Source organism: Nocardia sp. NPDC056064 (assembly GCF_042266925.1).
Taxonomy (GTDB): domain Bacteria; phylum Actinomycetota; class Actinomycetes; order Mycobacteriales; family Mycobacteriaceae; genus Nocardia.
On the sequence record NZ_JBHJWO010000001.1, the window covers coordinates 2128044 to 2150460 of the forward strand.

General features: G+C 70.2%; 26 protein-coding genes. 9 read left to right on the forward strand and 17 right to left on the reverse strand.

Annotated features, from left to right (window positions below; genetic code table 11):
* Nucleotides 1-92 precede the first annotated feature (92 nt).
* Both ACFC06_RS09760 and ACFC06_RS09765 read left to right on the forward strand, forming a co-directional pair.
* A complete protein-coding gene (locus tag ACFC06_RS09760) occupies nt 93-854 on the forward strand; it encodes a hypothetical protein (RefSeq protein ID WP_375929360.1) in 762 nt (253 codons plus the stop codon).
* A gap of 42 nt (nt 855-896) precedes the next feature.
* Complete coding sequence (locus ACFC06_RS09765; RefSeq protein WP_375929361.1) at nt 897-1337, forward strand: SRPBCC family protein; 441 nt, start codon at nt 897-899, stop codon at nt 1335-1337.
* 55 nt (nt 1338-1392) lie between these two features.
* On the opposite strand, the gene gatA is transcribed toward ACFC06_RS09765, so the two are convergent.
* Both gatA and gatC read right to left on the reverse strand, forming a co-directional pair.
* Complete coding sequence (gene gatA, locus ACFC06_RS09770; RefSeq protein WP_375929362.1) at nt 1393-2880, reverse strand: Asp-tRNA(Asn)/Glu-tRNA(Gln) amidotransferase subunit GatA; 1488 nt, start codon at nt 2878-2880, stop codon at nt 1393-1395.
* Complete coding sequence (gatC, locus tag ACFC06_RS09775; protein WP_067493225.1) at nt 2877-3173, reverse strand: Asp-tRNA(Asn)/Glu-tRNA(Gln) amidotransferase subunit GatC; 297 nt, start codon at nt 3171-3173, stop codon at nt 2877-2879. Before gatC ends, gatA begins: the two co-directional genes overlap by 4 nt.
* Before the next feature lie 211 nt (nt 3174-3384).
* On the opposite strand from gatC, the gene ACFC06_RS09780 reads away from it, so the two are divergent.
* Nucleotides 3385-4035: an amino acid-binding protein gene (locus ACFC06_RS09780; RefSeq protein WP_375929363.1), complete on the forward strand. Its 651-nt coding sequence runs from the start codon at nt 3385-3387 to the stop codon at nt 4033-4035.
* 5 nt (nt 4036-4040) lie between these two features.
* On the opposite strand, the gene ACFC06_RS09785 is transcribed toward ACFC06_RS09780, so the two are convergent.
* From ACFC06_RS09785 to ACFC06_RS09805, 5 genes are all read right to left on the reverse strand, one after another.
* Complete coding sequence (locus ACFC06_RS09785; protein ID WP_375929364.1) at nt 4041-4562, reverse strand: GNAT family N-acetyltransferase; 522 nt, start codon at nt 4560-4562, stop codon at nt 4041-4043.
* A gap of 72 nt (nt 4563-4634) precedes the next feature.
* Nucleotides 4635-4982, reverse strand: coding sequence for a hypothetical protein (locus tag ACFC06_RS09790; RefSeq protein WP_375929365.1), 348 nt, complete (start codon nt 4980-4982; stop codon nt 4635-4637).
* A gap of 19 nt (nt 4983-5001) precedes the next feature.
* Entirely contained in the window at nt 5002-6204 is a 1203-nt protein-coding gene (locus ACFC06_RS09795) for an ATP/GTP-binding protein (protein ID WP_375929366.1), read from the reverse strand.
* 63 nt (nt 6205-6267) lie between these two features.
* A complete protein-coding gene (locus ACFC06_RS09800; RefSeq protein WP_375929367.1) occupies nt 6268-7074 on the reverse strand; it encodes an ABC transporter permease in 807 nt (268 codons plus the stop codon).
* The gene (locus ACFC06_RS09805; protein WP_375929368.1) at nt 7071-8009 is read right to left on the reverse strand and encodes an ATP-binding cassette domain-containing protein; all 939 of its coding nucleotides are present in this window, start codon (nt 8007-8009) and stop codon (nt 7071-7073) included. The genes ACFC06_RS09800 and ACFC06_RS09805 overlap by 4 nt, the downstream gene beginning before the upstream one ends.
* Before the next feature lie 119 nt (nt 8010-8128).
* Between ACFC06_RS09805 and ACFC06_RS09810 the strand changes: the two genes are divergently transcribed.
* Both ACFC06_RS09810 and ACFC06_RS09815 read left to right on the forward strand, forming a co-directional pair.
* On the forward strand, nt 8129-8767 hold the full coding sequence (locus tag ACFC06_RS09810) for a PadR family transcriptional regulator (protein ID WP_375929369.1): 639 nt from the start codon (nt 8129-8131) through the stop codon (nt 8765-8767).
* A 116-nt stretch (nt 8768-8883) separates the two neighbouring features.
* On the forward strand, nt 8884-9237 hold the full coding sequence (locus ACFC06_RS09815; RefSeq protein WP_375929370.1) for a hypothetical protein: 354 nt from the start codon (nt 8884-8886) through the stop codon (nt 9235-9237).
* A gap of 7 nt (nt 9238-9244) precedes the next feature.
* On the opposite strand, the gene ligA is transcribed toward ACFC06_RS09815, so the two are convergent.
* The 6 genes from ligA to ACFC06_RS09845 all read right to left on the reverse strand — a co-directional run bounded on the left by ligA (nt 9245) and on the right by ACFC06_RS09845 (nt 15733).
* On the reverse strand, nt 9245-11356 hold the full coding sequence (ligA, locus tag ACFC06_RS09820) for an NAD-dependent DNA ligase LigA (RefSeq protein WP_375929371.1): 2112 nt from the start codon (nt 11354-11356) through the stop codon (nt 9245-9247).
* Between the two features lie 60 nt (nt 11357-11416).
* The gene (locus ACFC06_RS09825) at nt 11417-11848 is read right to left on the reverse strand and encodes a type II toxin-antitoxin system VapC family toxin (protein ID WP_375929372.1); all 432 of its coding nucleotides are present in this window, start codon (nt 11846-11848) and stop codon (nt 11417-11419) included.
* Complete coding sequence (locus ACFC06_RS09830; protein ID WP_375935358.1) at nt 11841-12074, reverse strand: AbrB/MazE/SpoVT family DNA-binding domain-containing protein; 234 nt, start codon at nt 12072-12074, stop codon at nt 11841-11843. The genes ACFC06_RS09825 and ACFC06_RS09830 overlap by 8 nt, the downstream gene beginning before the upstream one ends.
* A gap of 59 nt (nt 12075-12133) precedes the next feature.
* The gene (locus ACFC06_RS09835) at nt 12134-13150 is read right to left on the reverse strand and encodes a methionine synthase (RefSeq protein ID WP_375935361.1); all 1017 of its coding nucleotides are present in this window, start codon (nt 13148-13150) and stop codon (nt 12134-12136) included.
* Between the two features lie 241 nt (nt 13151-13391).
* Nucleotides 13392-14507 carry a tRNA 2-thiouridine(34) synthase MnmA gene (gene mnmA, locus ACFC06_RS09840; RefSeq protein WP_375929373.1) on the reverse strand — a complete coding sequence of 372 codons (1116 nt, stop codon included), beginning with the start codon at nt 14505-14507 and terminating at the stop codon, nt 13392-13394.
* Entirely contained in the window at nt 14507-15733 is a 1227-nt protein-coding gene (locus tag ACFC06_RS09845; RefSeq protein WP_375929374.1) for a cysteine desulfurase family protein, read from the reverse strand. The genes mnmA and ACFC06_RS09845 overlap by 1 nt, the downstream gene beginning before the upstream one ends.
* 345 nt (nt 15734-16078) lie before the next feature.
* Here ACFC06_RS09845 and ACFC06_RS09850 point away from each other — a divergent pair, with 345 nt between their 5' ends.
* Nucleotides 16079-17443, forward strand: a complete 1365-nt coding sequence (locus ACFC06_RS09850; protein WP_375929375.1) for a DUF1254 domain-containing protein — start codon at nt 16079-16081, stop codon at nt 17441-17443.
* Between the two features lie 41 nt (nt 17444-17484).
* On the opposite strand, the gene ACFC06_RS09855 is transcribed toward ACFC06_RS09850, so the two are convergent.
* The 3 genes from ACFC06_RS09855 to ACFC06_RS09865 form a co-directional block, all read right to left on the reverse strand.
* Complete coding sequence (locus ACFC06_RS09855; RefSeq protein ID WP_375929376.1) at nt 17485-19017, reverse strand: MFS transporter; 1533 nt, start codon at nt 19015-19017, stop codon at nt 17485-17487.
* Nucleotides 19014-19562 (reverse strand): TetR/AcrR family transcriptional regulator, encoded by a 549-nt coding sequence (locus ACFC06_RS09860; protein ID WP_375929377.1) that lies wholly within the window; start codon nt 19560-19562, stop codon nt 19014-19016. Before ACFC06_RS09860 ends, ACFC06_RS09855 begins: the two co-directional genes overlap by 4 nt.
* An 88-nt stretch (nt 19563-19650) precedes the next feature.
* Nucleotides 19651-20091 carry a hypothetical protein gene (locus tag ACFC06_RS09865; protein WP_375929378.1) on the reverse strand — a complete coding sequence of 147 codons (441 nt, stop codon included), beginning with the start codon at nt 20089-20091 and terminating at the stop codon, nt 19651-19653.
* 113 nt (nt 20092-20204) lie between these two features.
* On the opposite strand from ACFC06_RS09865, the gene ACFC06_RS09870 reads away from it, so the two are divergent.
* Together ACFC06_RS09870 and ACFC06_RS09875 are read left to right on the forward strand one after the other, a co-directional pair.
* On the forward strand, nt 20205-20354 hold the full coding sequence (locus ACFC06_RS09870) for a hypothetical protein (RefSeq protein WP_375929379.1): 150 nt from the start codon (nt 20205-20207) through the stop codon (nt 20352-20354).
* A gap of 44 nt (nt 20355-20398) precedes the next feature.
* Nucleotides 20399-20860: a hypothetical protein gene (locus ACFC06_RS09875; protein WP_375929380.1), complete on the forward strand. Its 462-nt coding sequence runs from the start codon at nt 20399-20401 to the stop codon at nt 20858-20860.
* Nucleotides 20861-20933: 73 nt separating this feature from the next.
* On the opposite strand, the gene ACFC06_RS09880 is transcribed toward ACFC06_RS09875, so the two are convergent.
* Nucleotides 20934-21803 (reverse strand): polysaccharide deacetylase family protein, encoded by an 870-nt coding sequence (locus ACFC06_RS09880; protein ID WP_375929381.1) that lies wholly within the window; start codon nt 21801-21803, stop codon nt 20934-20936.
* Here ACFC06_RS09880 and ACFC06_RS09885 point away from each other — a divergent pair.
* On the forward strand, nt 21699-22379 hold the full coding sequence (locus ACFC06_RS09885; RefSeq protein WP_375929382.1) for a TetR/AcrR family transcriptional regulator: 681 nt from the start codon (nt 21699-21701) through the stop codon (nt 22377-22379). The genes ACFC06_RS09880 and ACFC06_RS09885 overlap by 105 nt on opposite strands.
* The last annotated feature ends 38 nt before the right edge of the window (nt 22380-22417 follow it).

The following is a 22417-nucleotide window of genomic DNA, read 5'->3' on the forward strand; positions in this document are numbered from 1 at the left end:
GACCCCGGCGCCGGGTCACCCGCCCGCGCCCCTCGTGAACCGGTCCGTAGCGGGATGCCCGCCGCGCACCCCGCTCCTTACCGTCGGAGGCCATGTACACCCCGCTTCGCCTGGTGCCCGCCGCTCGCCGTGCCCGTACCGCCGATTCCACCGCCTCCGTTCCCGCCCCGGCCCCGGCCGCCCAGCACCGCCGTCGTAGCGGGGTCGCGCTGTGCACCGCGGGTGTGGCGATGGCCGCCGCGGTCGTGATGTCGTCCCCCGGTGCCATGGGCACCACCCCGGACCTGCCCGAGAACGCCGCCGCGGCCGCGGTGGTGCGGGCCCTGACCGACGACGATCCGGACGCTCCGGCGCTGATCCCGCGCGATTTCGGCTTCAAGTTCGGCTACGACCCGGCCGTGCAGAACGGCCTGCTTGTGAACCCGAACGGCGACTGCTCCTCGCCGGTGACCCTGCCCGCGGAGTTCCAGCCCGCCTGCAAGGCCCACGACCTGGGCTACGACATGCTGCGCTACGCCGAGCGGGTCGACGAGCCGCTGGGCCCGTGGGCCCGCCGGGCGGTGGACGCGGCGCTGAACCGGCGCATCCACTCCTCCTGCGAACTGCGTGACGACGAGTTCTCCCGGGCCCGCTGCGGGGTGATGGCCGATATCGCCTTCACCGCCGTGGACGTGAACTCGCGCAGGCAGGAGTACCGCGCGCCGGTGGTGGAGAACGTCTTCGCCGAGACCGACCCGGCCGACCGCCCCAACCTGTGGCCGCTGGCCAGGACGGTGCTGGGCCTGTTCGCGGCGACCGCGGCCAGCGCCGTGATCATCGACGCGTTGCGCAAGCGCCGCCGCAGGCCGGCCTGACCGCCGGTTGCCGAAAACTAGAACATGTCCTAACTTGCAGGCATGGCCTTGGTGATCGACGAAACGATCGAGATCGACGTACCCGCCGCGAAGGTGTGGGAGGTGCTCACCGACTTCGATCGCTACGGCGAATGGAACACCTTCTGCTTCGAGGCGGCCAGCACGCTGGAGCCCGGCACGCCGATCGACATGCGGGTGCAGCTCGGCGGCAATCGCCGTCCGCAGCGCGAGTGGATCCGCACCCACACCCCCGGCAGCGAGTTCAGCTACGCCATGAAGCCGGTGCCGCTGGGCGCGCTGCACAGCCTGCGCTCGCACACCGTGGTGCCGCTGGGCCCGGACCGCTGCCGCTACGAATCCCGCTTCAGCCTCGCGGGCTGGCTCAGCCCGGTCGTCGAGCTGGCCCTCGGCAAGCACCTGCGCGCGGGCTTCACCGCCATGACCGCGGGCGTCGGCGCCCGCGCCACCAGCCTGGTCGACTGAGAAACGGGGTGCGCCAGGCCCTTTCGGCCCGGCGCACCCCGCCTCGGTCCTTCGCTCAGATGCCCGCGGGCACCGGCAGCGCGCCACGCGCCGCCTCGTAGGCCGCGCCCACCCGGTACAGGCGGTCGTCGGCCAGCGCGGGCGCCATGATCTGCAGACCCACCGGCAGGTTGTCGTCGGCCGACAGCCCCGAGGGCACCGACATGCCGCAGTGCCCGGCCAGGTTGGTGGGCAGCGTGCACAGGTCCGACAGGTACATGGCCAGCGGATCGTTCACCTTCTCGCCCAGCTTCCACGGGGTGAACGGGCTGGTCGGCGAGACCAGCACGTCGACCTGCTCGTAGGCGGCGTCGAAGTCCTGCGCGATCATGGTGCGCACCTTGAGCGCCTGACCGTAGTAGGCGTCGTAGTAACCCGCCGACAGCGCGTAGGTGCCGATGATGATGCGGCGCTTGACCTCCGGGCCGAAACCGGCCTCGCGGGTCAGCGACATCACCTGATCGGCGCTGTGGCTGCCGTCGTCACCGGCGCGCAGGCCGTAGCGCATGGCGTCGAAGCGCGCCAGGTTCGACGACACCTCCGAGGGCATCACCAGGTAGTAGGAGGACAGCGCGTACTCGAAGTTCGGGCACGACACCTCGATCACCTCGGCACCCAGTTCCTTCAGCACCGCGACCGCGGCGTCGAAGGAGGCCAGCACGCCGGGCTGGTAACTGTCGGAATGCAATTCGCGCACCACGCCCACGCGCACACCGCTCAGATCACCGGTGGCACCCTGACGGGCGGCCTCGACGACCGGCGCGACCGGCACCTTGCGCGAGGTGGAGTCGCGCGGGTCGTGCCCGGCGATCACCTCGTGCAGCAGCGCGGTGTCGAGCACCGTGCGACCACACGGGCCGCCCTGGTCCAGCGAGGACGCGCAGGCCACCAGGCCGTAGCGCGAGACGGTGCCGTAGGTGGGCTTCACGCCGACCGTCGCGGTGACCGCGGCCGGCTGACGAATCGAGCCGCCGGTGTCGGTGCCGATGGCCAGCGGCGCCTGGAACGAGGCCAGCGCGGCGGCCGAACCACCGCCGGAGCCACCCGGGATGCGGGTGGTGTCCCACGGGTTGCGGGTCGGGCCGTAGGCGGAGTTCTCGGTGGAGGAGCCCATGGCGAACTCGTCCATGTTGGTCTTGCCCAGGATCGGGATGCCCGCGGCGCGCAGCCGCGAGGTGACCGTCGCGTCGTAGGGCGACATCCAGCCCTCGAGAATCTTCGAGGCGCAGGTGGTGGGCATGTCGGTGGTGGTGAAAACGTCCTTGAGCGCCAACGGAACTCCCGCCAGCGGCGAGGCCGGGGTCTCACCGGCGGCGTGCGCGGCGTCGACCACGGCGGCCGCGGCCAGCGCCTCGTCACCGGCGACGTGCAGGAACGCGTTGAGCTCGCCGTCGACCGCGGCGATGCGATCCAGGTGCGCCTGGGTGACCTCGGTCGAGGACACCTCGCCCGCGTGGATCTTCGCCGCCAGCTCGGCCGCCGACAGCGTGGTCAGCTCGCTCATTCGCCCTCTCCCAGGATCTGCGGGACCAGGAAACGCTGTTCCTCGACGGCGGGCGCCTGGTCCAGCGCCTGCTCGGGGGTCAGACCGGGCACGACCACATCGGGCCTGGTCACATTGGTCGTCGGGTTCGGCGACGCGGTGGCGGGGACGTCGGCGGCGACCTCGGAGATGGTCCGCACGTGGCTGAGGATCGAATCCAGCTGACCGGCGAACTGGTCGAGTTCGGCGTCGGTCAACGCCAGCCGGGACAGCCGGGCGAGGTGAGCGACCTCGTCACGGGAGATTGCGGGCACCGCGGGACCCCTTTCGGCTTGGAGGGCAGTAGTGGGTACAGCGTATCGAGGACGGTCGGACCGGTCGGACGCACCCACCGCGCACGAAAGTTCGCACTTGTCGCGCGGATGGGGTCATACTTCGAGTCGAGAACCGGCGTACCGGGGTGTAAGTATTGCGTCACCGGGTATTCGTCTCGAACCACCTCGGCCGTCAAGGAAAGGAACGCACGTGTCATACCTGCTCCGCGTGCAACTTCCGGATCGACCGGGAAGCCTCGGTTCCCTCGCGCTCGCGCTCGGTGGCGTCGGCGCCGACATCCTCTCCCTGGACGTGGTGGAGCGCGGCGCCGGTTTCGCGGTCGACGATCTGGTGGTCGAGGTTCCCACCGGCGCGCTGCCCGACACCCTGATCACCGCGGCCGAATCGGTGCACGATGTGAGCGTCGACTCCATCCGCCCCTATTCCGGCGTCCTCGACACCCACCGTGAGCTCGAGCTGATCGACCAGGTCGCCAGTGCCCGCGACGATCGCTTCCAGGTGCTGGTCGACGGCTGCCCGCGGGTGCTGCGGGTGGGCTGGTCCACCATCATCGGTCTCGGCCCGGCGGGGGCCTACCGCGTCGTCGGCAGCCCGAGCGCGCCGGAGACACAGGCGGGTTCGGCGCCGTGGATGCCACTGGAGAAGCCCATGTGGCTCGACGGTGACGCCGAGTGGGTGCCGCAGATCTGGCGCGACATGGACACGAAACTGGCCGCGGCCCCGCTGGGCAACACCGGCAAGGCGCTGCTGCTCGGCCGCCCCGGCGGTCCCGATTTCCGTCCGTCGGAGGTGGCGCGGCTTGGCTACCTGGCCGGCATCGTCGCCACCGTCCTGAACTGACGCCGCTAGTTCAGCGCCAGGCGCATCACGTGCAGCCGCAGCCCGTCCGGGGTGGACCAATTGCGTTCCGGCACAGCGACGAAGCCCAGCCGCTCGTAGATGCGGTGCGCGTCGACCATGGTCGCCATGGTGGTCAGCGCGACGGCGGTGTACCCGCCCGCCCGCGCCCGCTCGATCACCGCGCGCACCAGCGCGGTCCCCGCGCCGAGGCCGCGGGCCCGCTTGGCGACGGCGAGCATGCGGAATTCGAGTTCACCCGGTAGCGCGATCTCGGCGTACGGGGTGCCGGGCTCGGCGATGGTGAGCGAGCCGGCGACCTGCTCGTCGTGGACGGCGACCAGGACCTGCGCCGCGTCGGCGCGATGGGTGACGTCACCGAGCTCGGTGACGTAGCCGTCCTCGGGGGAGACATAACCGTCGCCGACGTAGACATCGACGGTGAGGGCGGAGATCGCGTCGTATTCGCTGGGGTGTGCGGTGCGGATCTCCAGGCCGGAGCCGGGGGTGGGGGCTGACGAACCGTGCATCATCGCATGATCCCACCCCGGCCCCTGTGAGCTCGCCCTCACCCGGAAATCAGGACCGCGGTGAGGGCGGTGTCACGACCCCAGATAGGGCCGCAGACCCGGGTGATCCGCGATCCACTTGTCCGGGTTGCGCGGCGGGTAGGCGACGACGAGCTGGTCACCGATGGCGGGCCAGTGCGCCGCGTCCCAGGCGAAGCGCCGGTAGACCACGGCCCCGGTGACCGAGGGCCCGGTGATCGTGCCGGTGATGGTGACGTAGTGCTCGCCGGTCATGGCGCGCAGCGAGCTCACTCCGGTGACGTAGAGCGAGCCGTGCTCGAGCTGCGCGCCACCACCCTTGCCCGCGCGGGCGGCGAGCACGGCGCCGATCGTCACGGCCAGCATCGTCACCATGGCCGCCGCCATCACCACTTCGAGCATGTCCCCATGCTAGGCGCGCTCAGAGCGGGGTCAGTTCGCTGACCCCGGCGTCACGGCGCAGCTGCCACACCGCGGTCCTGGTGCGCTGCGAGCGCCCGTTGCCCCGGTCGATCAGGGCCCGGTCGGCGGTGGTGTAGAGCAGTTGCGCGCCGCGCGCGTTGGTCTCCGGGTTCTGGAACAGCTGCACCAGCCGGTCGGTCTCCTCCACCGGCAGCCCGGCGCCCAGGTCGTCGACGGCGAGCACCTGACCGGTGTCGAGGGCTTCGAGCATCGCGGGCAGCACCCGCAGCAGCGCCCGGGTGGCGGTGGACTCGTCGGACAGTTCGAAGGGCACGTCGATGCCCTCGTGCACCAGGCTCAGCCCGGCGCCGCGCCGGTCGACCATGCGGCGGTAGAGCGCGTCGCGGGCCGCGCGCAGGGTGCTCAGTTCGCGTTCGACCAGGATCGGGTCGGCGCCGCCCTGGTCGAATTGTGCTGCCAGCGCGCCGATCTCGGCGTCGAGGTCACGCAGATAGTCGGCGTACATGGGGTCGTGTTCGGCGACGAGCAGGTCCTCGATGCCCAGGTCGGCACTGCGCAGCAGCATGAGCAGCCGGGCGGCGTTGTCGGGCGAACGGGAGATGTGGCTGCCCAGGTCGTGGGCGAGCGCCTCGGTGGCGATCTCGCCCTGCTGCACCCGCAGGTTCGTGGCGAACCAGCGGTAGGCGGGCACCAGCGCCTCGGCGTAGAGCTGCCCGGCCAGGCTCAGCAGCAGCGCGTTGGGCCGCACCAGCGGTACCAGCGCCGCGACACCGTAGCGGGCCGGCTCGAACATCGGCCCGATCTTCACCTCGTCGCCGCTGCGCTCGAACACGATCCGCTTGCGCGAACGTGGATGCGTGTACAGCCATTCGGCGATCACATCGGCGCTGTCGAGCCGGAACCCGTAGGTGTAGGGCACCCCCTCGGCGACGAACCCCGCCACGAATTCCGAAGGCCGGTCGGCGAATCCGAGATGCGGCCGCCGCACCGGCCCCGCGTACGGGTCCCACCCGCTCACCGAGTGCAGCACCGCGTCGCGCATGTGCGCCAGCGCGTCCACCAGCCCGGTCTTGCCCGCCGCCGCCACCCCGTGCACCGCCGTCACCGGCACGGCCAGCGGACTGCCCGTGCCCTTGCTGAGACGCAACTGCTGCGCCTCGGCCAGCGATCCGTGATTGGTCACTTGAAAACTGCGCAGCAAAGGTCCGCCTCTCCGAGATTCCCGGCAAGACTAAGCGACGGCGGGTGCCCGGCGCCGGACGTGCTAGCGGCTCAGGTCCCGGAACCGTCGCGCCGCCAGCGGGAAGAACACCGCGACCAGGACCACCGGCCAGGCCACCGCCAGCAGTTCCGCGTGCTCGGCCGCCCACGAGTCACCGGCCGCGACCGGATTGCCGAACAGGCCACGCACCGCGGTGGCCGTGGCCGACAACGGGTTCCACGCCACCACCGTGCCCAGCCAGGACGGCATCGACTCCGGCGAGGCGATGGCATTGGACAGGAAGGCGACCGGCCAGACCAGGATCTGCACGGTCTGCACCAGCTCCGGCTTGCCCGCGACCATGGCCAGATAGATGCCCAGCCACAGCATCGCGAACCGGAGCAGCAGCAGGAGCCCGACCGCCCCGAGGAACGCGCCGGTGCCCGCCTCCCAGCGCCAGCCGACCGCGTACCCGGCCACGATCATCACGGCCAGCCCCACCACCGATTGCAGCATGTCGGCGATGCTGCGCCCCACCAGCACCGCCGCCGAGGTCATCGGCATCGAGCGGAACCGGTCGATCACGCCCTTGTTCAGGTCCTGGGTGACCGCGAGCATGGTCGACTCGAGCCCGAAGGCCATCGTCATCGCCAGCATGCCCGGCACCAGGTAGTCGGTGAACTCACCGTCGATCCCCCGCCCACCGCCGATCAGGTAGGTGAACATCAGCAGCAGCATCACCGGGAAGACCAGGCCGACGGCGAGTTGCACGGGTTGGCGGGCCCAGTGCGCCAGTTCGCGCCGGGTCATCGTCCAGGAGTCCGCGACCGCCCAGATCGGCGCGGGATTGTTCGGGTAGGTCGTGCTCATGCCGCGTTCTCCTCGGTCAGGTGCAGGAAGACCTCGTCGAGCGTGGGCCGCCGCACGGCGATGTCCTCCGGTTCGATGCCATGGGCCGCCAAGGCCTGGACGGCTTCGGTCAGTGCCGCCATCCGGTCGGTCACCGCGACGCTGACCAGGCGGCGATCCGCGTCCACCACCGCCTCACCGGGCAGCAGCGAGGCGGCGAGGGGCAGCTGGGCGGGGTCGTGCAGGACCACGTCGAGGCGGTCTCCGCCGGTCCTGGACTTCAGTGCGTCGGCGGTGCCCTCCGCGACGACCCGGCCCCGGTCGATCACCGAGATCCGGTCGGCCAGCTGGTCGGCCTCCTCCAGGTACTGCGTGGTGAGCAGCACCGTGGTGCCGCCGTCGACCAGGGAGCGCACCGAGTTCCACACCTCGGTGCGGCCGCGGGGATCGAGCCCGGTGGTCGGCTCGTCCAGGAACAGCACCCGCGGTTCGGAGATGAGCGAGGCCGCGAGGTCGAGCCTGCGGCGCATCCCGCCGCTGTAGTGCGCGACGGCCTTGCGGCCGGTGTCGGCCAGCCCGAAGCGGGCCAGCAGCTCGTCGGCCCGCACGCCCGCCCGGCGCGCGCCCAGGTGGTAGAGGCGCCCGAACATCTCCAGGTTCTGCCGCCCGCTGAGTTCCTCGTCGACGGCGGCGTGCTGACCGAGCAGCCCGATCCGGGTGCGCACCCGCTCGGCGTGCTGCCGCACGTCGATGCCCGCCACCTCGACCAACCCCTCGTCCGGGCGCAGCAGCGTCGACATCACCCGCACCGCCGTGGTCTTGCCCGCGCCGTTCGGGCCCAGGATCGCGTGCACGGTCCCGGACTCGACGGTGAGATCGAGGCCGTCGATGGCCTGTTTGTCGCCGTATCTCTTGCGTAGTCCCCGCACGACGATCGCCTGCTCGTGGTCGGTCACTGCACCCCTCCAACACTCGCTGATCAAGTTTGACTAGACAGCCAAGGTACGGCGATCGGCTCGATTAGTCAAACTTGAATACTGCTACATTGGTCAAACTTGACCAGAAGGGAGACCCCATGTCCGCCATCCGCCTGCTGGTCCTTGGCGCGGTCCGCCAGCACGGACGGGCGCACGGCTACCAGGTGCGCAACGACCTGGAATTCTGGGGCGCGCACGAGTGGTCCAATGCCAAACCCGGCTCGATCTATCACGCCCTCAAGCAGATGGCCAAGCAGGGACTGCTCATCGAGCACGAGGTGGCACCGAGCACCGCGGGCGGCCCGCCGCGGGTCGAATACGAGATCAACGACCGCGGCACCGCGGAGTTCTTCGCCCTGCTGCGCGAGGCGCTGAGCTCCTACGACCAGAAGATGGACATGCTCTCGGCGGCCATCGGGTTCATCGTCGACCTCCCCCGCGAGGAAGCGCTCGCCCTGCTCGAGCAGCGCATCGCGGGCCTGGGCCGGTGGCGCGATTCGGTCACCGAGTACTACACCCCCGAGGACGGTCCCGGTCAGCTCGGGCACATCGGCGAGATCATGAACATGTGGGTCGACTCCGCCGACAGCGAAGCCACCTGGACCCGCGGACTGATCGAGCGGATTCGCGACGGCGCCTACGTGTTCGCCGGTGAGGGCGAGCCCTTCGTCGGTGTCCTCGCCGACGACGAACCGAACCCGTTCGCCACCGGACCGCACCCGGCCGACAACCGCTAGCCGGTCCCCCGTCCCGTGATGGGCGCGCGGGTCCGGCGCGGACGCACTAGCATGCTGGGCAGCCGCGGCCGCCCGGCCTGCGGTATCCGGATCGGTGACGAGAATGGGTGCGCGAGATGGCAGTTCGGGTGATGGTTCGCGGAGTTGTCGTCGCGGCGGTGACGGCGGGTGCGCTGGTGCCCGCGGCGCTGGTCACGGCACCGGCGGCGGTGGCCGACCCGTGCCCGAACGGGACCGCGCGGGTGTTCCTCGGCAACTCGACGAACTCCTGTCAGGGCGCCGGGTCGGTGTCCTATACCGAGGCACCGGTGTCGAAGGTGTGCTCGATGTCGGGCACGGACGTGGCCGTCGACATCCAGACCAATATCAAGAAGCGGCCCACCCGCCATGTCGAGATCAGCAACGGACAGTGCTCGACCTTCGACATGAAGACGCAGATCGGCAACACCGTCACCGTCACCCCGAACTGAGCGGGCGCTACTCGGTGGGCTCGGCGGCGGGAGCGACCGCCTCGGGTCCGCCGTCCAGCAGCCGGCGGAAGCCGTCCTCGTCGAGGATCGGCACACCCAGTTCCTCGGCCTTGGCCGCCTTGGAGCCCGGCGCGTCGCCGATCACCACGAACGCCGTCTTCTTCGACACCGATCCTGCCGCCTTGCCGCCGCGCACCAGGATCGCCTCCTTGGCGCCGTCGCGGGTGAACCCCTGCAACGAGCCGGTGACCACGATGGACAGGCCCTCGAGGGTGCGTTCGATGGTCTCGTCGCGTTCGTCTTGCATCCGCACGCCCGCCGCGCGCCACTTGCCGACGATCGCCTGATGCCAGTCGACGGTGAACCACTCCACCACCGCCGCGGCGATGGTGGGCCCGACCCCGTCGGTGGCCGAGAGTTCCTCCACCGTCGCGGATTCGACGCGTTCGAGGCTGCCGAACTCCGCGGCCAGCGCCCGCGCCGCGGTCGGTCCGACATGGCGGATCGACAGCGCGACCAGCACCCGCCACAGCGGCCGGTCCTTCACCGCGCTCAGGTTCTCCAGCAGGCGGTGCCCGTTCTGGGTGAGCAGGCCCTTCTGGTTGGTGAACAGCGGGACGCCCAGTAATCGCTGCTCGTCGAGGTCGAACAGGTCGCCCTCGTCGGTGATGGCGCCGAAGCGCAGCAGGGCGTCGGCGGCCTTGTCACCGAGCGCCTCGATGTCGAAGGCGCCGCGCCCGGCCAGGTGGAAGACCCGTTCGCGCAACTGCGCGGGGCAGTGCCGCTGGTTGGGGCAGCGGATGTCGACATCGCCCTCCTTCTCCGGCGCCAGTTCGGTGCCGCAGTCCGGGCAGTGGGTGGGCATGACGAAGGCGCGCTCGGTGCCGTCCCTGGTGTCCACCACCGGGCCGAGCACCTCGGGGATCACATCGCCGGCCTTCCGGATGGTGACCGTGTCCCCGATGAGCACGCCCTTGCGGACCACCTCCGAGGCATTGTGCAGCGTCGCCATCGACACCGTGGACCCGGCGATCGACACCGGTTCCATCACCGCGAACGGCGTGACGCGGCCCGTCCGGCCCACATTGACCTCGATGTCGAGCAGCGTGGTGGTGGCCTCCTCGGGCGGGTACTTGTAGGCGATGGCCCAGCGCGGCGCGCGCGAGGTGGAACCCAGACGGCGTTGCAGCGCGGTCTGGTCGATCTTGATCACCTGGCCGTCGATCTCGTGCTCGATGTCGTGGCGATGTTCGCCCCAGTAGGCGACCCGCTCGATCACCGCGTCGATGCCCTGGACCAGGCGGGTGTGCGCCGAGACCGGCAGGCCCCAGGCGGTGAGCGCCTGGTAGGCCTCGTGCTGGGATTCCGGGCGATACCCGTCGATCCGGCCGAAGCCGTGACAGATCATCCGCAACCTGCGCTGGGCGGTGATCGCCGGGTTCTTCTGCCGCAGCGAGCCCGCGGCGGTGTTGCGTGGATTCGCGTACGGCGGTTTGCCTTCCGCGACGATCTGGGCATTGAGGGTCGCGAAGTCCTCGAGCCGCAGGTAGACCTCGCCGCGCACCTCGAGCAGAGCGGGGATCGGGAACTGCTCGCTCGGGGCGAGTTCGGCGGGGATGTCGGAGATGGTGCGGGCATTGAGGGTGACGTCCTCGCCGGTGCGCCCGTCGCCCCGGGTCGCCCCGCGCACCAGCTTGCCGTGCTCGTAGACCAGATTCAGCGCGACACCGTCGATCTTGACCTCGCACAGATACTGCAGATCGTCCCCGGCCTCCGCCTCCACCCGGCTCGCCCACGCCCGCAGCTCGTCGTAGTCGAAGACATTGTCCAGCGAGAGCATCCGCTCGAGATGGTCGACCGCGGTGAACTCCGTGGCGAACCCGCCACCGACCAGCTGGGTCGGCGAATCGGGCGTGCGCAGATCGGGATGGGCGTCCTCGAGCGCCTGCAACTCGCGCAGCAGCAGATCGAACTCGCCGTCACTGATGATCGGCGCGTCCCGCACGTAGTACCGGAACTGGTGCTCGCGCACCTGCTCGGCCAGCTCCTGCCACCGCACCCGCTGCTCACCGGTCGCCCCGGCGACCTCCACACCCGTCGAAACCCCACTGTCGCTCACCCGTCGAACACTAGCCGAGCCCACCGACACTTCCGTCGACCGTTCCCGCACGTCGCAGCCCTATTCGGGCCCGATCACCGCGAGCCGGGGGAAGTACGTGCGATACCTGGCGACGTCCCGCGTGAGCAACTGATACCCGCTGACGGCGGCATGGGCGCCGATGTAGAAATCCGGCAGCGGCGACCGCTTGTCACCACCTCGACGCCGATAGGCGAGAAACGCCTTCGCGGCCAGGAACCCCGCGTCCCAGGGCAGCGGCTCGCGATCGAACAACTCCGGCGACAGCGCGGAATCCAACGCCTCCTTGGTCGCGTAGCCGAGCGAGACCTCGGCGTAGATGAGCGGATTGATCACCACCCGGCCCGCGTTCCGCGCCGCCGCCAGGGCCGAGGCCGACCACTGTTCCCAGGTCGGGTCGCCGTCGAGGATATCGATGAGCACGCACGTGTCGACCAGGGTCGCGCGCCGCAGCGCGGTGACGGACTCAGTCACGCAACAGATCCATGATCTGGTCGGTCGTCAGACCGCCGACATCGGGATTGTCGAATCGATGCCGCCGCATCTGGCGCACGAGACGTTCGCCGGGACTGTCCGCACCGCCGCGGACCACGATGCGCAAGGCGCCGCCGTCCTCGACCACATCGAGTTCGTCACCCTCCCGCAGGTTGAATTTCGCCCGTAGCTCGGCGGGAATGGTGACCTGCCCGTTCGCGTTCATCCGCACGTCGGCCTCCCTCTATTAGACAGCTCTCTATTAGAGGATAGCGCGGGCGGCGGTCAGTCGGCGGTGATGGAGTCCGGGTCTTCGGTCAGGGCGCGGGCGGCTTCGGTGAGGAGGGTGAGGGCCTGGCGGGACCAGGGGAGGGTGGCGGTGGCCAGGCCGCAGGTGGGGGTGATCAGGATCTGTTCGGTCAGGATGCGGCGGGGGAAGCCGAGGCGGTCGACGAGGCGGACGCCGGGTTCGGCGACGGTGCGCCAGGTGGGCGGGGTGGCCGGAGCGGTGGTGGGGGCCAGGCCGAGGGCGAGTTTCTTGCCCGCGTCGAGGATCTCGCCGAGGGGGTCGAGGTCGGCGGTGGTGATGGTCGAGGCGTCGAAGGAGATGCCCGCGGCGGCGGTGCGGCCCAGGGTGGTGAGGGCGGGGCGGGAGGCGCAGGTGTGCAGCAGGACCGGCGCCGACTGGGCGGTGATGACGGTGTCGAGGAGGTGCAGGGCCTCGGGTTCGGGCAGGGCGCGAATCGTGTTGAGGATGCTGGGGCCCCGCAGGGAACCGTCGAGGACGGTGGTGAGCCGGGGTTCGTCCAGCTGCACGATCACCTCGGCACCGAGCCGCCTGCGGACCTCGGCGGCATGCCGGGCCAGCCCCTCGGCGAGGGATTCCGACAGATCGCGCACCGCACCGGAATCGGTGAGCACGCGGTGCCCGCCGGGCAGTTCGACCTCGGCCGCCAGCGTGAGCGGACCGGCGGACTGGATTTTCACCACCCGGCCGGTGCCCACGAGACCCGCTGTCTCCCAAGCCTCTTCGATCGCGTCCAGGTCGACATTGAGCAGATCCCTGGCGCGCCGCGACACCGCACCGGGCCGCGCGGCCAGCCGGTAGCCCCGGGTCGTCGAGTCGAAGCGCAGGTCGACCAGCAGCGCCGAGACCCGCCCGATCATGTCGGCCCCGATCCCCCGCTCCGGCAGCTCGACCAGGTGCGGCAGCGCGGGCAGTTCGCCGATGATCGTCGCGGCGGCCTCGCGCGCGTCGGTGCTGGGCCAGGAGCCGATGCCGGTGGCGATGCCGCCGGTCAGCAGGTCGACAGGCTCCGGTGCGGCGACCTCCCGCGAGTTCTCGCTTCGCCACAATGCCACGCGCTCAACACCTTTCGACTGGACGGCCACGGACGGTCCCGGTGGGTCCGTACTGTGCGGCCCGTGTGCGCCGGTCAGGCGACACTCGCGACCACTGTTCGCTATCTTGCCCGCACCCGACCGGCGCGTCCCGACCGACCACGCCCCCGGCACCCGACGACCGCGCCCGTCAGAGGAAGGTTCAGGCCGACGCGTCGACCGTGTCCGCGATGGCTCCGGAGCGATCGGTGCCGTTGATCGTGCCACTGCCGACGACGGTGTCCCCACCCTCGGCATCCGGCAGATACAGCACGATCGCCTGCCCCTTCGCGACACCGCTGAGCGGCTCCCGCAGCCGGGCCACCAGCCCCTCGCCCACGGGCTCGACGACGGCGGGTGCGGTGCCGCCGTGCGCCCGCACCTGCACCACGCACTCGACCGGCCCGTCCGGACGCAGGCCGGAGGTCCAGATCGCCCGGTCGGCCGTGACGACGTCGACCTGCAGGTCTTCGGCCGAACCGACCTTCACCGTGCCCGACTCGGGATCGATCCCGGTGACATAGCGCGGCTTGCCGTCGGCGGCGGTGTGGGTCAGTCCCAGGCCCTTGCGCTGGCCCACGGTGAACCCGTGCACGCCCTCGTGCTCACCGAGCACCGTGCCGTCGGCGTCGACCAGCGCGCCCGGCCGGATACCGATCTTGGCGCCGAGGAAGGCGCGGGTGTCCCCGGAGGGGATGAAGCAGATGTCGTGGCTGTCGGGCTTGTTCGCCACGGCCAGACCCCGCTCGGCGGCCTCCTCGCGGATGCGCGGCTTGGGCGTGTCACCGACCGGGAACATCGCGCGCGCCAGTTGCTCGGCGGTGAGCACCGCGAGCACATAGGACTGGTCCTTGTCTGCGTCGACCGCGCGGCGCAGCACGCCGTCGGCGAGCCGGGCGTAGTGCCCGGTGACCACGGCGTCGAAGCCCAGCGCGGCGGCCCGGTCGGCCAGGGCGGAGAACTTGATCTTCTCGTTGCAGCGCAGGCACGGGTTCGGCGTCTCCCCCGCGGCGTAGGCGGCGACGAAGTCGTCGATCACGTCTTCCTTGAAACGGTCCGCGAAATCCCAGACGTAGAACGGGATTCCGAGCACGTCGGCCGCGCGGCGCGCGTCCCCGGCGTCCTCCTTGGAACAGCATCCGCGCGACCCGGTGCGCAGTGTGCCCGGATTCGCCGACAGCGCCAGATGCACGCCGACCACCTCGTGACCGGCGTCCACGGCCCGCGCCGCGGCCACCGCCGAATCGACACCACCACTCATCGCGGCGAGAACTCGCATCAGGCACCTCCTCTAGCGCCGGCCAGGCCAGCGGCCCTGGCCCTGTCGATGACCTGCGGCAGCACGGTCAGCAGTGCGTCGATATCGGCCCCGGTCGAGGTGTGGCCGAGGGAGAACCGCAGCGAACTGCGCGCCTGCCACGGCTCCACCCCCATCGCGATCAGCACGTGGCTGGGCGAGGCGACGCCCGCGTTGCAGGCCGAGCCGGTCGAACATTCGATCCCGGCGGCGTCGAGCAGCATGAGCAGCGAGTCGCCCTCGCAACCGGGGAAAGTGAAATGGGCGTTGCCGGGGAGCCGGGAATCGCCGGCAGGACCGTTGAGCACGGCCTCCGGCACCGCCGCGCGCACCCCCGCGATCAGCCGGTCGCGCAGCTCCCCCAGCCGGGCGGCACTCGCGGGCAGCTCGGTGACCGCCTCGCGCAGGGCGGCGGCCAGCCCGACCGCCGCGGCCACGTCCGAGGTACCCGAGCGCAGATCGCGTTCGTGGCCGCCACCGTGCACCAGCGGCACGCACGGCACCTGCCTGCCCAGCAGCAGCACGCCGATCCCGTGCGGGCCGCCCACCTTGTGCCCCGCCACGCTCAGCGCCGACAGCCCACTCGCCGCGAAGTCCACCGGCAGCTGGGTCACCGCCTGGATCGCGTCGCTGTGCATCGGGACGCCGAATTCCGCGGCGACCGCGGCCAATTCGGCGATCGGCTCGACGGTGCCCACTTCGTTGTTGGCCCACATCACGCTGACCAGCGCCACCTCGTCGGCGTGCGCGGCGAGCTCGGCCCGCAGCACCTGCGGATCGACCACCCCGTCGGCGTCCACCGGCAACCAGCTGACCTGCGCGCCCTCGTGCTGCTCGAGCCACTCCACCGCGTCGAGCACGGCATGGTGCTCGACCGCGCTGGTGACGATGCGGGTGCGTCGCGGATCAACGTCGCGCCGCCCCCAGAAGATCCCCTTGACGGCCAGATTGTCGCTCTCGGTCCCGCCGGAAGTGAAGATCACCTCCGAGGGCCGCGCCCCCAGATCCGCCGCGATCGACTCGCGCGCCTCCTCCAGCGCCCGCCGCGCCGCCCGCCCCGACCCGTGCAACGACGAGGCATTCCCGACCGCGCCCAGCGCAGCCGTCATCGCCTCGACAGCGGCGAACAGCATCGGAGTGGTCGCCGCATGATCGAGGTAGACCGTTGTGGGCGCTCCGCTGACCGGACCCGAATAAGCCGACTTCATGACCGACAAAGCCTATACCACCGCTGACCTGGTCATCTTCCGGGTACACCCCTGCTTTCTACGATTTGCACAGCTCTCTCAACACATGTATCACCTATCCGCATTCCCGGAGCCGGGGTGCTCAGGTCATCCATCGGCCGGTCGGGCGGCCGACGGTCAGGGCGAGGATGGCCCCGAACAGTCGATCGCGCCCTCGAGACTCCCCCCGCCGATCTGTCCGGGGTCGAGACGGGTGGCGTTCGGCCGGATGCCGCGCGAATTCACCCGCATCGGGCGAGGCTGTGGGCACTACCCGGCCATACCGTGTCAGGAGTGGGGGCGGATGGTCCGGAACAGGAGACTGCGATGGCGACGACACCGGAGCGGGGCACGCTCGACCGTGGGATCCATCGGCGGGCGGTGGAGGTGGCGGTCTGGGCGATGCCCGCGGTCAACTTCGAACTGATGCGCGAGGTGCTCACCGGGGGTGCGGCGAACACCTTCGTGTACTGGTCACGTCTGCTGGACTGGCACAACCAGACGCTCACCCCGAATCCCGACCTCATCTATTACATGGCGTTCTTCGACACCCACGACGGTCCCGTCGTGGTGGAGATCCCCGCCGAGAGCGAGAACCAGGCTCTCAACGGCACCATCTGCGACCTGTGGCAGGTGCCGCTCGAGGACGTCGGCCATTTCGGTGTCGACCAGGGGCGCGGGGGAAAATACGTCATCCTTCCGCCGGGATGGGACAGCCCGGTTCCCGAGGGATACATCGCCCTGTACTCGGAGACCTATCGCAGCTATGCCCTGCTGCGCTCGGTACTGAGCGAGGGAACCCAGCGGGCGCTGGATCGTGGACTGGAACTGTGCCGACGGATCCGGGTGTATCCGCTGGCACAGGCCGCCGATCCGCCCAGCACTCGCGCGCGCGACCTCGACGGTCGCATCGTCGACACCACGATCCCCTACGACATCGGTTTCTACCGGCTGCTGCATCGCGTCATCCAGGACGAGCCGTGGTTGCCCCGCGACCGGGCATTCGCCGAAATGCTCGCCGCGATCGGCATCGAGAAGGGCAAGGACTTCGACCCGGACCCGCGACACACCGCCGTTCTCGAAGCGGCGATCGGTGAAGCACACGAATGGCTGCGCGCGACCTATCAGGAGACCTTCGAGCCGTACTTCGCGGGCAGCCAGTGGTTCTTCCCGGCGACCCAGGAGTTCATCGAAGGCCAGCGCGACGGCTTCGACGCCCACCCGCAGAGGTACCCGTACACCAGTCGCGGAGTCGTCTACCACATGGCCTTCATCGGCCTCAAGCACCTCGGGGTCGGCCAGTTCTACCTGGTGAACCTGCGGGACGCGGACGGTGCGCTGTTCGATTCCGCGCTCACCTATCGCCTGCCGGTGCCCGCAGGCGTGCCGGTCTCGCAGTACTGGTCGGTCACGATGTACGACGCCGACACCCACGGATTCATTCGCGGTAACACCAAGTACTCGGTCTCGTCCCAGACCCCCGGACTGGTGACCAACGACGACGGCACGGTCGATGTCTACTTCGGGCCGCGGGCCCTGCCGGGGCACGAAGCGAATTTCATCGAGACAGGCGAGTGCGCCGGGTTCGAATTGATGTTCCGGTTCTACGGCGTCGGGCCCGAGGTGCTCACCAAGCAGTGGTCACTGCGCGACGCCGAACGGCTCGGTGGATCACCCGCCTCGCTCGAATGAGCCGAGGAAGGCGGGCTCTCCGAAGCGCCCGTGACGCCGGATCAGTGCGCCTGGACCGTGATGTCTGTGTCGCGGGGTGTCAGCGCGTAGACCGCGGCGGCGCCGAGCAACAGCAGGATTCCGCCGAGGACGCCGGTGGTCTGTAGTGAGTGGGTGAACGCGGCGGTGGCGTGCTGGGCCAGGGCGGGGAGCTGGGATTCCTGGGCGATGGCCATGGCGGCGCCGAGGGATTCACCCGCGGCGTCGGCCATGGCGTGGTCGAGGCCGGGGATGCGGTCGAAGCCCGCGTTCGCCGTGTAGAGCAGTGCGGCGACGCTGCCGAGGATCGCGACGCCGAGCACATTGCCCAGGTCGTAGGAGGTTTCCTCGATGGCTGCGGCATTGCCCGCCTTGTCCTGCGGGGTGCCGGACATGATCATCGCCGTGGCGATCGCGAGTGCGCCGAGGCCGGCGCCGACGAGGAGCAGCGGCGGCAGGATCGAGGCGTAGGTCAGGTCGTCGGGCACGCCGACGAGCAGCATGCCGACCCCGGCCACGGCGATCCCGCCCGCCAGGACCGGGCGCGCGCCCAGTTTCGTCGCGAGCCAGGGCGCGGCCATCGAGGCGAGGGTGGCCCCGACCGCCAGCGGCAGCAGCCGGACGCCGGTCTCGATCGGCTGATACCCCTCGACCAGCTGCATCCACTGCGCGATCAGCAGCAGCGCGGCGGCCATGGCCAGCACCGAACTGATCGCCGCGACGACGCCCGCGCTGAACTGCCTGCGCCGGAACAGCCGGACATCGAGCAGCGGATCGGGACGGTGCAGCGAGCGCCACACGAACAGGCCCAGCGCGGCGACGGCGATCACCAGCACGACGAGCGCGGGCGCCGACAGCAGCGTCCGGTCCTCGGCGAACCGCTTGATCGACCAGATCAGCGCCACCATGCCCGCGATCGACAGTCCCGCGCCGACGAAGTCCCAGCGCCCCGGGTTGGGCACCGTCGATTCCGGCAGCACGAGGAACCCGGCGACCAGCACGATCACCATGATCGGCACGTTCACCAGCAGGGCCGCGCGCCACGAGAACGCCTCGAGCAGAACACCTCCCACGATCGGGCCGAGCGCGGCGCCGACGCCGGAGACCGCGGCCCAGAGCCCGAGCGCCTTGGCGCGTTCGGCGGGATCGGTGAAGACCACGCGCAGCATGGTCAGCGTGGTGGGCATGATCATCGCGCCGCCGACACCGAGCAGCGCGCGCAACGCGATCACCTGGGGCGCGGTGTCGGCCCACAGGACCAGCAGGGAGGCGACGCCGAAGACGGCATAACCCAGCAGCAGCATGCGTTTGCGCCCGAACCGGTCGCCCAGGGAACTGGTCGAGACCAGCAGGCCCGCGAGTACGAGCGAGTACGCGTCGATGATCCACAGCTGTTCGGTCGCCGAGGGGCGCAGGTCGGCGGCCAGGTCGGGCAGGGCGATATTGAGGATGGTCAGGTCGACGGTGATCACGAGCAGGCTCAGCGAGAGCACAGCCGCGGCCGCCCACCGGCGCGCGAAGGACAGGGGTGGCGACAGCGTCGCTTGCTCGGTCATCGCGTCTCCAGCTCCCACAGCGCTGTGACGGCGTGGGTGAGGAAGTCCAGGTCGGGGGTTTGTTCGAGCACGGCGGTGTGCAGGGCCAGTCCGTCGGAGAGGGCGGCCAGCGCCCGCGCCGAGGTGGGTGAGAGGTGGCGGCACAGCATCTCGACGAAGCGGGTCGTCCAGAGCTTGTTCATGGCGTGACCCTCGTCGTAGGTGCTGGTGAGGGCGTAGGTGGACTGCACGAGGTGGGTGTCGCCGAGGTAGAGGTGCAGCTGGGCGGCGTAGGTCGCGGGGGTGGTGCCGTCGCGCTCGAAGGCGGCCTCCAGTGCGTCGAGCCAGATGTCGACCTCGCGGGCGAGGCGGTCCAGTGCGGCGGCGCGCAGGTCGTCGAGGGTGGCGAAGTACTGGGTGGTCGAGCCCAGCGGGACCTCGGCGCGGGCGGCGACCTTGCGATGGGTGATCGCGCCGGAGCCTTCTTCGAGCACGATCGCGACCGCCGCGTCCACGATTTCGCGGCGGCGGCGCTCGGGGTCCCGGCGTCGGGGTGCTGTGGTCATCTCGGCCTCCCTGATGTACGTCTGTACATGTACAAACGTACATTAATCGAGAGTCCGACCGACTACGGGTCTCAGTACCGGGCGAGATTCAGCGACGCGAGACACGCAGCGGGAGCCAGCCGAGCAGGGCGAGCAGCATGGCGGTGACCACTCCGGTCTGCGCGAGCAACCGGGCGAGTGGATCGGCGAGATCGCCGGCGAGAATCCACCGGACAACCCCACCTGCCACCAGAGCGGCGACCAGGACAGCGCCGACCTTCCCGCGCATCGGCCAGAGCTGCCACCGCGAACCCGGCGAGTCCGCCGCCTGCCCTGCGGTCAGCGACGCGGCCACGAACACCACAGCAGTAACGGCGGTGACCAGGCCGAACAGCTTTGTGGCCGCCAGGTCGTGCCAATCGGCGCTTACGATCAACCTGACCACGGTGCCGAGGTAGAGAAATGCCAGCACAACCGCGGCGACCTTCCAACGCTGCGCCCACTTGTTCTCCGAGTTTGCGGGCACCGCCGACGTGTACTGCTCAGTCATGCCGCAACGATCCCACGCAGACGGCCCCCGAACGAAACCGAACGGCCCGATTCCCTTGTCGGCGTGCGCAGTTCCGGTGCCGGGACCGAACCGCGGGTACCACCCGCCGATCCTTGCAGACCGCGCGCGGCCTCTACCGCCGGTATCGCGCGAGCACCGACGAGCACTACCTGGGCTGGGCACGATGGCATGCCGAATACCTCCGCGAGTACCGACGAGGCAGTGGCGGTGCGCCGAGCACCGCCGAGTCCGTCAACGACTGACTAACTAGTAGGCGGGGTGCCGCCACGGGACTTAGCATCGGCCGGTGACGAAAGAGCGCCGACGCCGGGTGCTGACGGTGGGTGAGCGGCAGTACTTCTGGACGACGTATCACCGGCATGCGGACGGCTGCGAGGAAGTGCTGCGGGTGCGGGCGCGTGGGACGGCGACGGGGTTGACGTTGGCGTTCCGGCCCGAGGGGCAGCGGCGTGTTCCGGATGGCTGGGGGTCGGGGGCCGGGGAGATCCGCGACGGTGATCGGTGGCTGAATCTGAATATGCCCGGGGTGGTCCGGGCCTTCGTCGACGCGGCCGTCGACGCGGGGTGGATGGACCAGACGCGCACCGCGGGACGTCGCGACGGCTGGGAACTCTTCGATGACGCCTGGGCCAGGCGCAAGCGTCAGCGCGACGGCGATCCCGACGCCGGTGGTGTTCCCGACGCCGGGGTGGCGGACCGCGTATTCGGGAGCCCTGGGCACGGGCCTGCCCAGCACGACCCGGCCTGACCAGCTTCACCCGAACGAAACCGATCGGCCCGATTCCCGTGTCGGCGTGGGCTGTTCCCGCGCCGAGACCGCACTACCGCTCGGACCCGCAGGTCGTCGCGGCGAAATGGGCGGCGATCTCGTCACTGGTGGTGTTCCAGACTCCCGGGTGGTCGACCACGTATTCCAGCGCCTGGTCGAGGTATTTGAGGCGGAATGCCTGGCCGGTGACGAAGGGGTGCAGGGCCAGGGACAGGACGCGGCCGCTGTGCTCGGAGTCGGCGTAGAGCTGGTCCAGCTGATCCTTGACGATCTGGACGAAATCGGGGCCGGTGATGGAGTGGGCGGTGAACAAGCCCAGGTCGTTGAGTTCCACGGTGTAGGGCAGGCTCATCATGCCGGGCGAGTTCAGCCAGAACGGCTGGTCGTCGCCGGTCCAGTCCAGCACGTAGTCGAGGCCGAGTTCGGCCAGCAGCGCGGGGGTCCGGAAGGTCTCGCTCAGGGCGGGGCCCATCCAGCCGCGAGGACGGCGGCCGGTGGCCGTCTCGATGGTGTCGACGACCTCGGTGAGGTAGGCGAGCTCCCGCGCCTCGACCTCGGCCTGCACGGTGGAGTTGTTCTTGCCGTGCGCGAGCCACGCCCAATCACGCGCCACACCGGCATCGATGATCTGCGGATAGTTCTCGGCCACATCGGAATTGAGCAGCACGCTCGGGCGCACACCGTGGCGGTCGAACGCCTCGATCATCCGCCAGATGCCGACCCGCGGCCCGTAGTCGCGCCAGCCGTGGTTCAGCGGATCGGGGACCAGTTCCGCGGTCCCCTGATTGATGCTGGTCGATGGCTTGCCCAGGACGAAGTGCTCGACATTGAGGCCGACATAGAACGCCACTCGCGCACCTCCGGGCCAGGCGATCGCGGGCCGGTCGATGATCGGGCTGTAGTCGTACAGCTCATTGCGCATGGGGGTACCTTTCGTGTTGAGTCGACCACCCGGATCCTCGACGCGGCGCTGGCCATGGCCGCGGAAGGCGGCCTGGCCAAGGTCAGCATCGAAGGCATCGCCGAGCGCGCGGGCGTCGGCAAACGCACCATCTACCGCTGGTGGCCATCCAAGGGTGCGGTCGTCCTGGACGCCCTGGCCCAGCGGGTCGAAGGCCAGCAGTCCAAGAGCTTCGAGGCACCCCCCGACGCCGACTTTCCGGCCGCGCTGCGCGAACTCATCACCGACACCTGGGTCCACGCGGTCGGCGATCAGCTGCCGGTCCTGTCCTGGCTGGTCGGCGAGGCCCAGCACGACCCGGACCTCGCCGCCGAACTACGTCGCCGCCTGATCGACCCCGCCCGCGCCCGCGTCGCCACCTGGATCCGCCGCGCCCAGGACCAGGGCCACATCGCCCCCGACATCGACCCGTCCCGCGTGATCGAACTCGTCTACGGCCAGCTCTACTACCGCCTGCTCATCTCCCCCGGCCCCCACGACGCGTCCTTCGCCGACGACGTCGCCGACCTCGCCCTGCGCGGCCTGCGACCCCGATAGCACCCGGGGCGATGGCGCCTGCGCCCGGCAACCGGGAG